The 15,858-nt window shown below is 29.6% G+C and carries 11 protein-coding genes; 8 read left to right on the top strand and 3 right to left on the bottom strand.

Annotated elements, in window-relative coordinates; genetic code table 11:
* On the bottom strand, positions 1-3,113 hold a 3,113-nt coding region (locus Q0714_RS03690), incomplete at its 3' end, for a reprolysin-like metallopeptidase (protein WP_298262959.1).
* A gap of 159 nt (positions 3,114-3,272) precedes the next feature.
* Here Q0714_RS03690 and Q0714_RS03685 point away from each other — a divergent pair.
* Together Q0714_RS03685 and serS are read left to right on the top strand one after the other, a co-directional pair.
* Positions 3,273-4,205 (top strand): bifunctional riboflavin kinase/FAD synthetase, encoded by a 933-nt coding sequence (locus Q0714_RS03685; protein ID WP_298262958.1) that lies wholly within the window; start codon positions 3,273-3,275, stop codon positions 4,203-4,205.
* A gap of 133 nt (positions 4,206-4,338) precedes the next feature.
* Entirely contained in the window at positions 4,339-5,613 is a 1,275-nt protein-coding gene (gene serS, locus Q0714_RS03680) for a serine--tRNA ligase (RefSeq protein WP_298262957.1), read from the top strand.
* Here serS and Q0714_RS03675 read toward each other — a convergent pair.
* On the bottom strand, positions 5,606-5,749 hold the full coding sequence (locus tag Q0714_RS03675) for a hypothetical protein (RefSeq protein WP_298262956.1): 144 nt from the start codon (positions 5,747-5,749) through the stop codon (positions 5,606-5,608). The genes serS and Q0714_RS03675 overlap by 8 nt on opposite strands.
* A 137-nt stretch (positions 5,750-5,886) precedes the next feature.
* On the opposite strand from Q0714_RS03675, the gene Q0714_RS03670 reads away from it, so the two are divergent.
* From Q0714_RS03670 to recJ, 5 genes are all read left to right on the top strand, one after another.
* A complete protein-coding gene (locus Q0714_RS03670; protein WP_298262955.1) occupies positions 5,887-7,662 on the top strand; it encodes a tetratricopeptide repeat protein in 1,776 nt (591 codons plus the stop codon).
* 21 nt (positions 7,663-7,683) lie between these two features.
* Positions 7,684-8,016: a DUF4286 family protein gene (locus Q0714_RS03665; RefSeq protein WP_298262954.1), complete on the top strand. Its 333-nt coding sequence runs from the start codon at positions 7,684-7,686 to the stop codon at positions 8,014-8,016.
* A gap of 3 nt (positions 8,017-8,019) precedes the next feature.
* Positions 8,020-8,796, top strand: a complete 777-nt coding sequence (gene rsmA / locus Q0714_RS03660) for a 16S rRNA (adenine(1518)-N(6)/adenine(1519)-N(6))-dimethyltransferase RsmA (protein ID WP_298262953.1) — start codon at positions 8,020-8,022, stop codon at positions 8,794-8,796.
* Entirely contained in the window at positions 8,786-10,138 is a 1,353-nt protein-coding gene (gene mgtE, locus Q0714_RS03655) for a magnesium transporter (protein ID WP_298262952.1), read from the top strand. Before rsmA ends, mgtE begins: the two co-directional genes overlap by 11 nt.
* A 65-nt stretch (positions 10,139-10,203) precedes the next feature.
* Positions 10,204-11,907: a single-stranded-DNA-specific exonuclease RecJ gene (gene recJ / locus Q0714_RS03650; protein ID WP_298262964.1), complete on the top strand. Its 1,704-nt coding sequence runs from the start codon at positions 10,204-10,206 to the stop codon at positions 11,905-11,907.
* Here the strand turns inward: recJ and Q0714_RS03645 are convergent.
* Positions 11,904-12,941 carry an endonuclease/exonuclease/phosphatase family protein gene (locus Q0714_RS03645; protein ID WP_298262951.1) on the bottom strand — a complete coding sequence of 346 codons (1,038 nt, stop codon included), beginning with the start codon at positions 12,939-12,941 and terminating at the stop codon, positions 11,904-11,906. The genes recJ and Q0714_RS03645 overlap by 4 nt on opposite strands.
* Positions 12,942-13,106: 165 nt before the next feature.
* Between Q0714_RS03645 and Q0714_RS03640 the strand changes: the two genes are divergently transcribed.
* Positions 13,107-15,851: a TonB-dependent receptor gene (locus Q0714_RS03640; RefSeq protein ID WP_298262950.1), complete on the top strand. Its 2,745-nt coding sequence runs from the start codon at positions 13,107-13,109 to the stop codon at positions 15,849-15,851.
* Positions 15,852-15,858 lie beyond the last annotated feature (7 nt).

The following is a 15,858-nucleotide window of genomic DNA, read 5'->3' as shown; positions in this document are numbered from 1 at the left end:
CCTGCTTCATCAACATAAGTTCCTATAGGTGTATTTGGACATTGATCAATCTCATTACTCACACCATCATTATCATCGTCATTTATAAGAATTGGAACGCCACAAATTTCAAGACTCCAATTTTCAATTTGACCAATATCTGCATCTCCAGCATCAACGACTTTTAACAACCATTGCCCTTTAGATTCTTCATTATAAAAATCTGATAAATTACCTTGTGGAATAAATTCACCTGTGTAAGGCGGTGTTTCTAAACTTATTTCAGAAACTGCTTCATCATCAAAAGTAGTGTTAACATATCCACTTCCATCATTTCCTATATTTGAAGATAACAACACTGATTTTCCTGATGGACTAATTAATGTTAATGTTAAATCTCCAATATACGAATGTGTTATCGTTAAGTTTACATTCACATCTCTTATCACTTTGTTTTCAACAATTGTAATACTTGAATTAACACCTAAAACTGAGTTATCTGGGATGCTTTTAGGCACATCAGTTGATGTATGTGTGTTACATACTTCATCCTCTGTTGTGAAGCTATTAACTTCAGAAAAAACACTTTCACCGCAATCATTTTGAGCCTTAACTCTCCAAAAATAAGTAGAGTTTGTTTGTAAATTTTGAGGAGAGAAATTTGTTTCACTCACTATTGAAGACTCTAAAATTGTTGAAAATGTATTGTCTGTTGCAATTTCAACAATATAAAAAGCAGCATTTATATTTTCATTCCAACTTAAAGTATATGGTTTTAACACACTTTGGTTATTGTTGGTTGGAAATAATAAAGTTGGCTCAGCTAAATTTGAAGAAAAAACATTTAAAGCTACGCTTGTAGTTTTGTTTACAGATGTTGATGTTCCTTTTACAGAAATTGTATGAACTCCTAAATGAGTTTCATCAATATTTGATACAATCATTTCTACACTGGTATTATTCTCAGTAGCAGAAGAAGGATTAAACTCTACTATAGTTCCCACTGGATTTCCTGTTGCCGAAAATGTTGTTGTTTCATTAAAACCTAAATAAGTATTGTATGTAAAATTATAAGTAACACTTGTTGGTACACAGGTACTTTTTTCAAAATTTTCAAAATTCATGATAAATTCTGAAGATTGTATACTTAAATTTGCTTTATTGATTGCATAAAAAACATTTCCTACACTTTCAACCTTGACCCTTACCTTATTTGAAGATATGTTAGGAACTATTATTTCATGTAGCCCATTGTTTGATACATTGGAAGCAAGAATTGTTGGATAAGTCATTCCACCATCAACAGATAGTAAAATATTTACATTTGAACAATTTATTGGAGCTAAATTTGTATTTGCTACATCCCAAGTAATTGTTTGAGAAGTCCCTGCATCCCAAGTTGAGCTTTCTATTTGAGATGTTACTTTAAATGGTCCTGAACCTTCAACCACAGTTAAAACCGTTTCATCACTGACTGTTTGCCCTCCATTAATTGAATTATCTCTAACATTGACACCAAAACGCATGGCTCTTCCTACTGAAGGCAATACTTCCCAAAAATTAGCTAAATCGCCTGAATTCACCGTTAGCTGATTTGGAAAATACCTCATAGATTCTGAAGTTGGAGGAACTGATCTAAAAACTGGACCACCGGTAAAAGTTGAAACTAAAGGATATCCATTAATTTCCGTATCTAATTGCTCCCAAGTATATGTTAAGTTATCTCCATCAGAATCAGAAGCTTGAACATCTAATACAAAAGGTGTAGAAACTGGAATTGCATAATTAGATAAGGGTTCTATTATTGGTGACGAATTATTTGTTGCTGTTAGTTCAGCACAAGCACTATTTCCAACACTTATATTTGCCCACATTTCTCTAATACTCACTAAATGAAAATAATCATCACTGTTTTGTTGTACATTTTGAGGCGAACAAATACCCGCATAAGCCATTATTGTTGACCCACTACCTGGTTCAACAGCAGTACCATCATTCCTGTTTGGTGGTGCACAATTACCAGCATCTCCATTGAAGGTATGGTGAGCTCCAAATTGGTGCCCCATTTCATGAGCAACATAATCTATATCATAAGCATCACCTATCGGATTGTTTGAACCAGTAATTCCTCTTGCCTTGTTTGTTGTACAAGGTGAATTCACCTGTGCTAAACCACCTCCTCCGGTACTAAATGTATGCCCAATATCATAATTTTGAAAACCTATATTTGCATCAATAATAGATTGACTTTCATTTATTAATACTTCCCCGTCATCATTTGTAAAACCATCAGTTACCGCATCTAAAAAAATTATAGATGAATTATTATCAACAAGTTTCATAGTTAAAGCTACATCTCTTTCAAAAATAGCATTAACTCGAGTCATTGTAACAACAATAGCTGATAATACAACTGCTTTTTTTTCTTCATCAGTTGCTCCAGTACTTACATTTTGATTTGTTAAATGAAATTGGGAATACTCACCAGTAGTGGCTACAGCCAATCTAAATGTTCTTAAATTACCATCATTAGCGTTTTCAGGAACTAGATTTATATTTGAAACTTCCGCTTTAGGATTAATTTCATCAAATTTACATTGAAAAGGTTCTATGGAAGGTAAATTCTTTTTAGAATAAACAATATAAGAATCATCCTCTTTTGTATATGGATCTATAAAATTCGCATTGCCATTTTTTTCTAAAATCATTCCATGAAACCCTAATGAAGTTAGACTTAGCCTTATGATTGAACCTGGATTGTCAATTCCTTTTCCGATATACGACTTTATGCTTGGGTGCTTTTTTTGAAGATTTTCATCCATAATTGAAGCTTCAAACACCTCATATCTTTCTAATTCTCCGTCTGAATTTGGAAAATCTATAATTGTATTTGATTTTTTCAACACCCCTTTACGTTTTGGAGTACTCCTCAATTTAGTTTTGAGCATTTCAGAATTTAACTCAAAAACTTCAAACTTTTTAGGCAAAGTTTTTCTTTTCACCTTAGCTGCTCCATTTCTTTCAAGTTTAACTGTCTTTTTCCATAGCTTTTTACCGTTTTGTGCTGAAACTTGAATAACTAATGAAAACAAAAAAACAAGTAGAAAGTAAAATTTATTCCTAAATTGTTTCATATATAAGGCTTATTAATTTTAAAATTACCTAAAAAACACAAATATAAATTATAATATTATGAATGCAATTTTAATGACAATATAAAATTATTATCTGTATAAAATTTAATTAAATAAAGTATTTTTACACCCTTATTAAAGTAATATCGTTTTTCAATTTTGAAAATTTATACCAATTTACATAACTATACATCAAAAAATAAAACTTTTGTTACCATTGGAACTTTTGATGGAGTCCATATTGGTCACAAAAAGGTTATAAAGGACTTGATTAATAGTGCTAAAAAAAATGGAGCAACCTCAGTGCTACTAACATTTTTTCCACATCCTAGAATGGTGCTTCAAAAAGAAACAAACATTAAATTAATTAACACTATTGAAGAACGAATACAACTTTTAGAAAAATTAGGTTTAGATATTTTAGTTATTCACGAATTTAATGAAAAATTTGCAAAACAATCTGCCTTAGACTTTGTTAAAAATGTATTGGTAAACAAGTTAAACATAGGTAAATTGGTTATTGGTTACGACCATCATTTTGGAAATAATAGAGAAGGTAATTTTAAGCAATTAGTTGAGTACGGAAAAATCTATAATTTTGATGTAAAAGCAATTCCGAGACAAGATATTAGTAATATCGCCATCAGTTCAACAAAAATTAGAAAAGCAATAGAGCGGGGTCAAATAATTGAAGCCAATCAAAATTTAGGCTATCCTTTTATGATTTCTGGAAACATTGTAAAAGGAAAAAATTTAGGAGAAAAAATAGGGTTTCCTACAGCTAATTTACATGTCAATGAAATGTATAAACTACTTCCAAAAACTGGGGCTTATATTGTTACGTCTGAAATTAAAAACAAACAGATTTTTGGTATGATGAACATAGGTTTTAGACCAACTGTTAGTGGAAAAAACCAAACCATTGAAATCCATTTTTTTGATTTTAATCAAAACCTATATAATGAAACCATTCAAGTAGATGTATTAAAATTCTTAAGAGAAGAACAAAAATTTGAATCTATCGAAGATCTAAAAAATCAACTAAAAAAGGATAAGGAAAACTCCATTAAGTTTATACAAAATCATTTATAAATTCAACATATTAATAGCTCTTTGAGTAAATTCAAAAATAAATGAGCTTATTTCTTTAAAATGAAGCAAAAGTATTTCACTTCCTTTCGTAGCAATTTCTTAAATTTGCGTTTCAATTTAAAGAGCAATAACTATGTTACAAGTAGCGTACATTAGAGAAAATAAGGAAACTGTTTTAAAAGGTTTAGCAAAAAGAAATTTAAAAAATGCTGATGAATTAGTTGAAAAAACTATTACAGCAGATGAAGAAAGAAGATCCATTCAAACACAATTGGATAGTATTTTAGCTGAATCGAATAAAATATCGAAAGATATTGGACAGTTATTTAAATCTGGTGAACGCCAAAAAGCTGAGATTTTAAAACAAAAAACAGTTCAGCTAAAAGAACAGTCAAAAATTCTTACTGAAAACCTTCAAAATAAAGCAAACGAACTACAGGAGTTGCTATATCTAATACCTAACATACCTAATGAAATTGTTCCTGCTGGCTCTTCAGAAGAAGATAATTTAACCGTTTTTGAAGAAGGCAAAGTTCCTGTTTTATACCAAGGTGCTTTACCACATTGGGAGCTAGCCAAAAAATATGATATTATTGATTTTGAATTAGGAAATAAAATTACAGGTGCCGGATTTCCAGTTTACAAAGGAAAAGGTGCAAAATTACAACGTGCATTAATCAATTATTTTTTAGACAAAAATTCAGAAGCAGGCTACAATGAGGTTCAAGTTCCTCATTTGGTAAATGAGGCTTCTGGAATTGGAACAGGACAACTGCCCGATAAAGAAGGGCAAATGTACCACGACGCACAAGATAATTTATATTTAATTCCAACAGCTGAAGTACCAGTAACTAATATATTTAGAGATGTTATTTTAAAAGAAGATGAGTTTCCTATTTTAAAAACTGCTTATACGCCTTGTTTTAGACGTGAAGCTGGTTCATACGGAGCGCATGTTAGAGGTTTAAATAGATTGCATCAATTTGATAAAGTTGAAATTGTTAGAGTTGAACATCCTACAAAATCATATGAAGCTTTAGATAGTATGGTAAACCACGTTAAAGAAATTTTACGTGAATTGAATTTACCTTATAGAATTTTACGTTTATGTGGTGGTGATATTGGATTTACCTCTGCACTGACTTATGATTTTGAAGTATTTTCAACAGCACAAGATCGTTGGTTAGAAATTAGCTCCGTTTCAAACTTTGAAACCTTTCAAGCAAATAGACTAAAACTTAGATTTAAAAACAGTGATGGTAAAACAGAGTTAGCACATACACTTAACGGAAGCTCTTTAGCCTTACCTCGAGTAATGGCTGGTTTATTAGAAAACTGCCAAACACCAGAAGGTATAAAAATTCCTGAGGTTTTAGTAAAGTACTGTGGGTTTGAAATAATTAATTAGCAATAACTGCTTTCATTAATTTTTTGTAATGATTCATTTCAATTAAAGCATCAACATAAGCATTTAATTGTCCTTTTCTCATATACTTATTAGCATTCTTTTTTGCTATTTCGTAGTGTTGTAATAAATCATTCATGATATAAAGTTTAATGGTTATTTTTCTTTAAAGACAATTTTCGTGCCAAAATGTTACACCAAGTAGGTCAAAATAACTGGTATTTATAAAAACTTTAACACTTGTTTGGTTATCTTTGAAAGTACATAATACTGTAAATGCGTAAACTAATTTTCATATTATTAATAGGTTTTTCTTTGCAAATAAATGCACAAGAACAACAATTAGCATATCAATATTTTAGAAATGGTAATTACGAAAAAGCAGTTGTTATGTACAAGGATTTATATAAAAAGCATCCTTACAATAGTACTTATTTTAATTTTTTAATAGATTGTCATCAACAGTTAGAAAATTTCGAAGAAGTTGAAACGCTTATTAAATTTCAATTAAAAAACTTTCCAAACCAAGATTATTTATGGATAAAATTAGGTTATAATTTTCAGTTGCAACATTTACAAGAAAAAGCTACCATTTATTACGAAAAAGCATTAAGCTCAATTGAAAAAGAGCCCAAATTAGGCTATATGATTGGAAAAACTTTTCAAGACAATCATTTGCTAGATTATGCTTTATTAGCGTATAAAAAAATAATGGAAATAAATCCAAGTGCCAATTATAATTTTCAAATAGCTACAATTTATGGCGAAAAAGCTGAAATTGAAAATATGTTTAGCACCTATTTAAATTTAATTGAAACCAATAATAATTATTTATCAAGTGTTAAAAATTATATAGGCAAATTTATTACAGATGACTCTGAAAACAAACACAATATTACCTTAAAAAAACTATTGATAAAGCGCTTGCAAAACAATCCTCAAAACAGTTGGAATAATTTGCTAAGCTGGTTATTTATTCAACAAAAAGAATACAATAAAGCATTAATTCAAGAAAAAGCATTACATAAAAGAAATTTGGTAGATTTAAATCCAATTATTGAATTAGGAAAAATTGCTTTTAATTATCAAGATTTTGAAGCTTCAAAAAATGCATTTCATTATGTTTTAGAAAATTCAGATAAATTGAGAAATGAGCTAATTTCTAAATTGTATTTATTAGAAATTAATATGAAAACAAACGTTTCAACAAATCAAATTGAAACACAATTTCAAGAACTTTTTTCTGATTATGGGAAAAATAGCAATACCATTAACATACAAGCTACTTATGCAGAATTTTTAGCATTTAGAAAAAAAGAAACTAAAAAAGCCATAACCGTTTTAAAAGATGCTCTCAAATTACCTATCAATCAATTTCAAAAAGGAACTTTAAAAACAAAATTAGCTGATATCTTAGTTTATGACAATAAATTTAGCACAGCATTAATTTATTATACTCAAGTTCAAAACGATTTAAAAAACCATACTATTGGACAAACAGCACGTTTTAAAATTGCACAAACTTCCTATTTTAAAGGAGATTTTGAATGGGCACAAACACAATTAAAAGTCTTAAAAAAATCAACCTCACAATTAATTGCAAATGACGCTTTAGATTTAAATTTATTAATTGCTGATAATGCCGTAAAAGACAGTTTAAAAATAGCACTTAAAAAATATGCTATTGCAGACTTGCTTTCTTTTCAAAATAAAAACAAGCAGGCAATAGACACCCTTAATTTGGTGTTAAAAAACTTTAAAGGGCATCCTATTGAAGATGAAGCTTTGTTTAAACAAGCACAACTATTTGAAAAAACTAATAATTTAAAAAAAGCTGAACATAATTATTTGCAAATAATATTATTAAACAATAAAGATATTTTGGCTGATGATGCTCATTATTTTTTAGCAGAATTATATTTAAATAAATTAAACAACATTGAAAAAGCAAAAGAATATTATCAAAAAATTATATTTGAATATCCTTCAAGTATTTACTTAGTAAATGCAAGAAAAAAATATCGTAAATTAAGAGGAGACTCTATTAATTAAGAACAAAATCATTCATAAAAAATGTACATCTATAACGTAACCACAAATGTAGCTGAATCCATTCATGACGAATGGCTACATTGGATGAAAGAAAAACACCTCCCTGCCATGCTTGCCACTGGTAAATTTATTAGTGCTAAAATGAGTCAGGTTTTAATTACCGAAGAAATGGGAGGAATCACTTATTCGGTTCAATATACAACAGATAGCTTAGAAACTTTAGAACAATATTATAAAAACGAAGCACCTAAATTAAGAAATGAAGCTATGCAACTTTTTAAAGATCAAATAGTAGCTTTTAGAACCGAATTAAAAGTGATTACAGAACAATTTAGTATGAGTTCAAAAAATTAAAGTATGAGTGTAAAAGCAAAAAAACACCTAGGTCAACACTTTTTAAAAGATGAACTAATTGCACAACAAATAGCAAACAGTTTAACAGAAAATGGTTATCAAAAAATTTTAGAAATTGGACCTGGAATGGGTGTTTTAACTAAATATTTGCTTAAAAAACCACTTACCACTTATGTTGTAGAAATTGACACAGAATCTGTTGAATATTTACAAACTCACTACTTAAATTTAACTGATAGAATTATCTCCAAAGACTTTCTAAAAATTAATTTAGAAGATTTTTTTGGGGATGAACAGCTAGCAATTATTGGAAATTTTCCATATAATATTTCAACTCAAATCGTTTTTAAAACGCTTGAAAACAGACATCAAATACCTGAATTTTCAGGAATGTTTCAAAAAGAAGTAGCACAACGTATTGCAGAAAAAGAAGGGAGTAAAACCTACGGAATACTATCGGTTTTAACACAAGCTTTTTATGATGTTGAATATTTATTCACAGTACCCCCGACCGTTTTTAATCCTCCTCCAAAAGTTGATTCAGGAGTTATCAGATTCATTAGAAAAAAAGACTTTACCTTGCCTGTTGATGAAAAACTTTTCTTTAAAGTGGTAAAAACTGCTTTTCAACAAAGAAGAAAAACACTTCGCAATAGTTTAAAAACATTGAATTTATCGGATAGTTTAAGAGAAGATAGTATCTTTGCTAAACGCCCAGAACAATTATCGGTAAACGAGTTCATTAATCTTACTTCTAAAATAGAAAAAGATGCCATTTGAAATTACACAACAATATATAGAAGATATTCAACAATTAATTGCTAACAATAACAACGATGGACTTCATACCTTGTTAGAAGAAGTCCATTATGCCGATGTTGCAGAAATAATTGAAGAATTATATATTGAAGAAGCAATATATTTAATTAAATTATTAGATAGTGATATTACCTCCGATGTAATTACAGAATTAGATGAAGACACTCGTGAAAAGGTTTTAAAAGGACTATCATCCAAAGAAATTGCTGAAGAAATTGATGAATTAGACACCGACGATGCAGCCGATATTATTGCCGAACTTCCAGAAGATCAAAAGGAAGAAGTAATTTCACATATCGAAGATTTAGAACATGCCAAAGAAATTGTTGAACTTCTAAAATACGATGAAAATACTGCCGGTGGGTTAATGGCAAAAGAACTAGTGAAAGTTAATGAAAACTGGAATGTATTAACTTGTGTAAAAGAAATGAGAGCACAAGCTGAAGAAGTTACTAGAGTTCATTCAATTTATGTAGTTGATGAACATGACAAACTAAAAGGAAGACTGTCTTTAAAAGATTTACTCACCACTTCAACTAAAACTGCCATAAAAGATGTTTTTATTAAAAAAGTAGATTCTGTAAATGTAAATGACAAAGGCGAAGAGGTTGCCAGAATTATGCAGAAATATGATTTGGAAGCCATTCCAGTTGTTGATGAAATTGGTCGTTTAGTTGGTAGAATTACCATCGATGATATTGTTGATGTAATAAAAGAAGAAGCTGAAAAAGATTACCAAATGGCTGCAGGTATCTCTCAAGATGTTGAAGCCGATGATACTATTTGGGAATTAACAAAAGCACGTTTACCTTGGCTAGTTTTAGCATTATTTGGAGGCTTTATTAGTGTGTCTGTCTTAGGGGGGTTTGACGACGCAATGGGTAATTTTCCAGAATTATTTTTCTTTACCCCTTTAATTGCTGCTATGGCTGGAAATGTTGGTGTACAATCTTCTGCAATCATTGTTCAAGGTTTGGCCAATGACAGTTTAAGAGGTTCATTATGGAAAAGACTTTTAAAAGAAGTTTTACTTAGCTTATTTAATGGTTTTGTGTTAGCAATTCTTTTAATGTCGGCTGGAATGTATTTTTTAGGATTTGATTTTAAAGTTGGTTTAACCGTTGCTATTTCGTTAATTTCAGTGATTATCATCGCTTCTTTAATTGGCACTTTTGTTCCTATTATTTTAGATAAAAGAAATATTGACCCCGCTTTGGCAACAGGACCTTTTATTACAACTAGTAATGATATTTTTGGAATTTTAATTTACTTTTTAATTGCAAAAATGATTTTAGGATTTTAAAAATCCAATTCTATTAAATTTATTCGTTATTTCTAATTTACTTACTTTTGAGTAAAAACTATGCTATGCGTTGGAAATTAAAACCAGAAACAAATCCTGAAATTACCTCAAAATTAGCCAAAGAATTAGGTATTGAATATACACTTGCTAAATTATTAGTTCAACGTGATATTGAAACATTTGACGATGCTAAAAATTTTTTTAGACCTAATTTAATCAACCTACACAATCCATATTTAATGAAAGATATGGATAAAGCAGTGTACCGAATTGAACAAGCCATAAATAACAATGAAAACATTTTAGTTTATGGAGATTATGATGTTGATGGAACTACTGCCGTTTCATTAATGGCATCCTACTTAAAAAAAATTCACCCTAATATTGCAACCTACATTCCAGACAGATATGATGAAGGATATGGTGTTTCTTATAAAGGAATTGATTTTGCTGAGGATAATAATTTCTCACTAATTATCGCTTTAGATTGTGGCATAAAAGCCATTGATAAAGTAGCTTACGCTAATAAAAAAGGCATTGATTTTATCATTTGCGACCACCACAGACCAGGAGACAAAATTCCAGAGGCCGTTGCTATTTTAAATCCCAAACAAATAGATTGTGAATATCCTTATAAAGAACTTTGTGGTTGTGGAGTAGGTTTTAAACTCGTACAAGCATTAGCAACCAATAGAAATGAAACCATTAATGATTTAGTTGAATACTTAGATTTAGTCGCTACAGCTATTGCCGCTGATATAGTTCCAATAACTGGTGAAAATAGAATTTTAGCTTATTTTGGGTTGCAAGTTATTAATGAAAATCCTAGAATTGGAATCAAAGCAATGATTCATCAAATAAAAAAGGATAGATTGACAATAACTGATGTTGTTTTTATACTTGCCCCTAGAATTAATGCTGCTGGACGAATTAAACACGGTAATTATGCTGTTGAATTATTAACTGAAGTAGATTTTGATACTGCTATAAAACTTGCTTCAGAAATTGAAAACAATAATAATGATCGTAAAGATTTAGACAAAAATATTACTGCAGAAGCTTTGCAACAAATTTTAGAAAATAAGGAACATGAAAATTATTCAACTGTAGTGTATCAAAAAAGCTGGCACAAAGGTGTTATTGGTATTGTTGCTTCTCGGTTAATTGAAACCTATTATAAACCAACCTTAGTTTTTACCAAAAGTGGAAATAAACTAGCCGCTTCTGCACGTTCAATAAAAGGATTTGACATTTATGAAGCCTTGGTAAAATGCTCAGAGTTTATTGAGCAATTTGGTGGACATAAATATGCCGCTGGATTGACTTTAAAAGAAGAAAATTATCAAAATTTTAAAAACAAATTTGAAGAGGTTGTAAAAAACAGTTTGCCAGAAGAATTAAGAACTCCCGAAATTACAATTGATGCAGAAATAAACCTATCTGAAATAACTCCAAAATTTTACAGAATAATAAATCAATTAGCGCCTTTTGGACCTCAAAACATGAAACCCGTTTTTATGTCTTCAGGCTTAAGAGACAATGGTTATGGCAAAAAAGTTGGAATTGATGAAAACCATTTGAAATTAAGTATTTTTGAAGGTACCAACCAAACCACCTATAATGCTATTGGCTTTAATATGGGCAAAAAACACGCTTTAATACAACAAGGAAATTCTTTTAAAGCCACATATTGTATTGAAGAAAACCACTGGAATGGTTATACTTCACTTCAATTATTATTGAAAGACTTAAAAAAAGAAGAAAATTAATCTTCTTTTATCAAATACATATACACAGGGTAGTGATCGCTATAACCTCCTGTAAAAGAACTATAACTCCAACTTCTGTATGGATAACCTTTGTATTTCCCTTTTTGAGTAGTTAAATATTGAGGTCTAAAAACTGCCGTTTTATACATTTTATAACTAGAATAATCTTTTTTAGTTGTTAAAAGTGGAGACGTAAACATAATTTGATCAAATAAATTTATTTGATCTCTATAAACTAGTGTGTTTTGACCTCTTCTAAACATATCTTCCATCGGGTTGTATATATCTCCTTGCTTTACCTCTTTTTTCTTTGACTTAGTTTTAAGTACTTTTTTTAGGCTCGCATTGTTTGGATCATCATTCAAATCGCCCATAATAATAACTTTAGGATTTGGATCGGTAAGTTTAATTTTTTCAATTATTTGAGTGTTTAAATACGCAGCTTTTTCTCTTTTAATGCTACTTTTTTCTTCACCACCTCTTCTTGAAGGCCAATGATTTACAATAATATGAATCAATTCATCATCTAAATAACCCGATACTAATAATTGATCTCTAGTGTAAATTCTAACACCATTTTCATCCCACAAACGCAATTCAAACACCTCATGATGAGTAGGTCTAAAAAAATTAGATTGGTACAATAAGGCTACATCAATCCCTCTCAAATCTGGAGAATCATAATGAATAATCCCGTAATTTTTATCCTTTAATGGCTCTGTATTTATTAAATCTTCTAAAACTTTACGGTTTTCAATTTCTGCTACTCCCAAAATTACAGGACTATTTTTGGCTTCTTTAACGCCTAGCTCAGCAATAACATTTGCCATATTATTTAATTTCTTCCTATAAATCTCACTTCTATTCTCTTTAATTTCCATAATTGGACTTGCTTCATCATTTTTATTTGGATCATTAATGGTATCAAACAAGTTTTCAAGATTATAAAAAGCAACTGTTTTAATTTGATATTTTTTTTGACTAAAAACTGTAGTAGAAATTAGTAATAGAAGTAAAAGTAAAGTTCTCAACATATCATTTTTTTATAAAATCAAATCTACAAACAAATACTTAATTACTACTATTCAGTTTGAAAATTCTACTAACCGTTTTCAGCTATTTTATAGATTATGAGAAACTTAACTTTAAAAATAATTTTAAATTATCAATATTTTTTATAGATTTAGAAAAAATTGAAAATGAAAAAGCTATATATTTTAGGTTTTTTGTGTCTTCTTGGTATCTCTAATATTCGTTCGCAAAACACCTCTTCTTTAAAAGGAATTGTTCTTGATTATTTTTCAAAGAAACCTTTGAGTAATGTATCTATTTCAATTGAAAAAACTTTGTTCTCTACAACAACTAACGGTGATGGTGAATTTAAAATTGAAAATATTCTTCTAGGAAATTATCAACTAAATATTTCACTCAATCAATTCGACTCTCAATTAATTCCTATCAAAATATCCAATAATTATGAATTAAACCTTGGAACTATTTTTTTACAAAAATCATTCACCCAAATTCAAGAAACAAACGCAATTACTTTAACAAATGATGATTTATTAGATGATGGAGAGCGAAGTTCTGAATATACTGCAGGGTTATTTCAATCTTCCAAAGATGCTTTTTTAAAAGCTGCAGCATTTAATTTTAGTCAAACTTGGTTTAAAGTAAGAGGTTACGACAGTAGCTATGGAATAATTTCAATAAATGGAATTGAAATGAATAAACTATTTGATGGAAGACCACAATGGAGCAATTGGGGAGGATTAAACGATGCTTTTAGAAATCAAGAATTTTCAAACGGTATTGCGGCTTCTAATTATTCATTTGGTAATATTTTAGGCTCTACAAATTTTAGCACTAGAGCATCTGATTATCAACCTGTTTCAAAAATATCATTCTCATCTACCAATAAAAGCTATATTGGACGTGTTATGGCTACTTATGCCTCAGGGCTAACAAAAAATAATTGGGCTTTTGTAGCTGCTGGTTCAAGAAGGTATGCGCAAGAAGGTTATTTTGAAGGAACTACTTACAATGCTTGGTCTGCATTTTTGGCTGTAGAAAAAAAGTTGGATAACAACCATAGTTTAAACTTTACTGCTTTTGCGTCTCCTAACAGAAGAGGTAAATCATCACCAAACACACAAGAAGTTTACAATTTAAAAGGTCTTACATATAATTCTTATTGGGGAAAACAAGAGGGTGATAATAGAAATTCAAGAGTTAAAGAAATTGTAGAACCTGTAAGCATGTTAAGTCATTTTTATCAAAAAAATAATACAGAGTTAGCAACAACAATTGCCTATCAATTTGGTCATATTGGAAACAGTAGGCTTGCTTATTTCAATGCTCCAAACCCAGACCCAGCATATTGGAAATATTTGCCAAGTAGTTCTTTAAGATTTGAAGATTATGAAAATGCTTATTTAACTGAACAAGAATTTATTACTAATGGACAACTAAACTGGAATGATTTATATGAAGTAAACTTAAACAATGAAAGTTCATTATATTATTTATACGAAGATAGAGTTGATGATTCTCAGTTCACTTTTAATACTACAATGAGTACCAATATTAAAGAAAATATGATCTTTAATGCTGGTGCTTCCTTTCAAAACTTGACATCAAACAACTATGCAAACATGCTTGATTTATTAGGAGGTAATGATTTTATAGATTTAGACCAATACGCTGAAGGTAATGCGCAACAAAATGATTTAAACAATCCTAATAGACTAATTAAAGAAGGAGATAAATTTCAATATAATTATACCATCAAAGCAAAAGTTACCAATACTTTTGTTCAATTTCAATCTACACAAAATAAACTGGATTATTTTGTTGGATTCAACTTTAAAAATACCAATTATCTACGTAATGGACATTACAAAAATGGAACTTATGCTAACTCTTCATTTGGGAAAAGCGAAAAACAATCATTTTCAAATTTTAATGCAAAAGGAGGGTTTACTTATAAGTTTACTGGCAGGCATTTAGCTACTTTTAATGCTGCATATATTACTAAAGCTCCTAGTATTAGAAACACCTTTTCAAATTCAAGAGTAAACAATAACATTTCCCCTAATTTAACAAGTGAAAAAATTATCACAGGAGATGTAAATTATATTTTTAGAGGTATCAAATTACTATCAAGAGTTACCGCCTTCTATACTAAATTTAACGATGCTATTGAAACTTCGTTCTTTTTTGCTGAGGGTTTACTTGGAGATCAAGCCGACTTTGTAAATGAAATTATTACGGGAGTAGATAAACAAAATTTAGGGATTGAGTTTAGTGCTGAATACCAAGTTTTACCAACTCTTAAAATTATAGCCGCAGGTTCGGTAGGTCAGTTTATATATAACAATAACCCCCAATTATATCTAGAATCTGAAAGCTTTACTAATGAAAATAGCAATTTTGGAAAATCGTTTTTAAAAAATTATCGAATTTCAGGAACTCCTCAAAGAGCTTACTCTTTAGGTTTTGAATATAGAGATCCAAAATATTGGTGGCTTCAAATAAACTCAAATTTATTAAGCAATAATTATTTAGATATCTCTCCATTATTACGAACCGATAATTTTTATTTAGATGCTGATGGAATTCCTTTTTTAGATCCAGAAACAGGATTAGAAGTTACACAACAACAAGTAAATTCATTACTAAAACAAGAAAAGTTTGAAGATGCTTTTTTAGTAAACATCGTTGGAGGAAAATCTTGGAGAATTAATAATTACTACTTTGGTTTTTTTGCTAGCATTAACAACGTTTTAGGTAACATATTTAAATCGGGTGGTTTTGAACAATCTAGAAATGCAAATTACCTTGAACTTAAACAAGACAAACAACTAAACAAACCCATTTTTGGACCAAAGTATTGGTATGGAAACCAAACAAGCTACTACTTAAACCTATATATAAGATTTTAAAACTCGT

It is taken from the genome of uncultured Lutibacter sp. (assembly GCF_947493565.1).
Classification (GTDB): Bacteria; Bacteroidota; Bacteroidia; order Flavobacteriales; family Flavobacteriaceae; genus Lutibacter; species Lutibacter aestuarii.
This window is presented reverse-complemented; position numbering and strand designations above follow the sequence as displayed.

Coding starts and splice junctions, on each gene's coding strand:
- serS (WP_298262957.1), top strand. CDS start 4,339: ATGTTACAAGTAGCGTACATTAGAGAAAATAAGGAAACTGTTTTAAAA.
- Q0714_RS03675 (WP_298262956.1), bottom strand. CDS start 5,749: ATGAATGATTTATTACAACACTACGAAATAGCAAAAAAGAATGCTAAT.
- Q0714_RS03670 (WP_298262955.1), top strand. CDS start 5,887: ATGCGTAAACTAATTTTCATATTATTAATAGGTTTTTCTTTGCAAATA.
- Q0714_RS03665 (WP_298262954.1), top strand. CDS start 7,684: ATGTACATCTATAACGTAACCACAAATGTAGCTGAATCCATTCATGAC.
- rsmA (WP_298262953.1), top strand. CDS start 8,020: ATGAGTGTAAAAGCAAAAAAACACCTAGGTCAACACTTTTTAAAAGAT.
- mgtE (WP_298262952.1), top strand. CDS start 8,786: ATGCCATTTGAAATTACACAACAATATATAGAAGATATTCAACAATTA.
- recJ (WP_298262964.1), top strand. CDS start 10,204: ATGCGTTGGAAATTAAAACCAGAAACAAATCCTGAAATTACCTCAAAA.
- Q0714_RS03645 (WP_298262951.1), bottom strand. CDS start 12,941: ATGTTGAGAACTTTACTTTTACTTCTATTACTAATTTCTACTACAGTT.
- Q0714_RS03640 (WP_298262950.1), top strand. CDS start 13,107: ATGAAAAAGCTATATATTTTAGGTTTTTTGTGTCTTCTTGGTATCTCT.